Origin of the sequence: Okeania sp. SIO2F5 (assembly GCF_010692685.1) — a bacterium.
GTDB lineage: Bacteria > Cyanobacteriota > Cyanobacteriia > Cyanobacteriales > Microcoleaceae > Okeania > Okeania hirsuta.
Window position 1 is genome coordinate 1 of sequence record NZ_JAAHGU010000303.1, and the last position, 1,550, is coordinate 1,550.

The following is a 1,550-nucleotide window of genomic DNA, read 5'->3' on the forward strand; positions in this document are numbered from 1 at the left end:
ACTCATCGAATAAGCTGAATAATACTTCAACTAAAAGAGAAGCATTATTGAGAATAGATGGAGGTGTGGTGCGATCGCACCACACCCCACACAGTAGGTTGATTATTTATTCATTAAAGCAATTTTTGAAATAATTATGATCAAAAAGGATTGCTAATTACAAGTAAAAATGAATAAAAAGTGAATATATTAGGTTTTTATCAAGATCAGATTGAGAAAAAATTGAGTCCATCTCAAGTAGCAACATTACAAATATTATGATACTTAATATCAGTATATAAAACTGTACAAATATCAAAATTAACAAGCTTATTTCCTCTGCCAATCCAATCAGAAAGTAAGCGCAAACATATACAAAGATTTTTAACCCTCAAGGAATTAAGTTTACCTATATTTTGGTTTCCTTTGGTAAGAATTATGGTAGAGAAAGTATTTAGTTTGACTTCTGAATTAATATTAATTATAGATAGAACTCAATGGCAAAATACTAATATATTCATGATTAGTGTGGCCTGTAAAAATAGAGCATTACCCATATATTGGAAGATTTTAGATCATAAAGGGGCTAGTAATTTAATAGAACAGCAGGCAGTAATTCGTCCTGTGTTAAGATTATTAAAAAGGTATAAAATTCTCATCACAGCAGATAGAGAATTCCACAGTATATTTCTATCCCATTGGTTAAAAAAATCTCATAAAAATCAGGTTTACTTTGTCTTAAGGCAGGGAAAATCTACCTCAATTAAAGGAGGGAAAAAATATTGTCAAATCTCAGAATTAAAGGTCAAAGTTGGTACAGCTCAACTATTATTAAATCAAAAAATTACTAAAATCAAGAAGGTAGGAATATATAACTTACTTGTATATAAAAAACAGAAATATCTCGACAACTATGTTTCAGAAAAATGGTATATTTTGACAAATTTATCATCGATTGAGAAAGTCAAAAAAGTATATAGCCAGAGAATGGGAATTGAAGCAATGTTTAAGGATTATAAAAGTGGTGGTGATTACCTAGAAGCAGCCAAGGCCAATCAAACTAGACTGAACAATCTAATTTTATTAATAGCTATTTCATACACAATCAATTGATTTCAAGGACAAAAAATCAAGAAGAAAGGTCTTCAAAAATATGTATCAAGAATCAATGAAAAAAGAAGAAAGTACAGAAGACACAGTAATTTTTTTCTCGGATTATAAGCCTGTTAATTGGATTGTAAATGATGAAATTATCGGGAAATTAGTAGAAGATTTAATGAAGTTTAATCGTCATAAATTACCATGTTACATAAATGGAATTAAAGCCATGAATAAACTACTTAATATTTAATTATTTCTGAGCAACTAAAATTAATAAAAGTGAGTATGAGTGATCATCTGATTTAGAGGATAACTTGAACTATTGTTCAACGCCAATGGGGGGTGTGGTGCGATCGCACCACACCCTCATCTATTCTCAATAATGGTTCTCTTTTAGTGGAAGTATTCTTCAGCTTATTCGATAAGTCCATCTCTATATATAGCTTTCAGCTACCTTGTCACCCCGTGAG

Annotated in this window: 2 protein-coding genes; both read left to right on the plus strand. The window is 30.2% G+C overall.

All coding sequences use genetic code 11. The features are described 5' to 3' along the window. Positions 1–324: 324 nt before the first annotated feature. Positions 325–1,092: an IS4 family transposase gene (locus F6K27_RS33145; protein WP_287280388.1), complete on the plus strand. Its 768-nt coding sequence runs from the start codon at positions 325–327 to the stop codon at positions 1,090–1,092. Positions 1,093–1,147: 55 nt separating this feature from the next. Further along, a complete protein-coding gene (locus tag F6K27_RS33150) occupies positions 1,148–1,330 on the plus strand; it encodes a hypothetical protein (protein ID WP_124143955.1) in 183 nt (60 codons plus the stop codon). Positions 1,331–1,550: the final 220 nt, after the last annotated feature.

Bases quoted from the DNA above. Each gene is read 5' to 3' on its own strand.
- F6K27_RS33150 (WP_124143955.1), top strand. From the start codon at position 1,148: ATGAAAAAAGAAGAAAGTACAGAAGACACAGTAATTTTTTTCTCGGAT.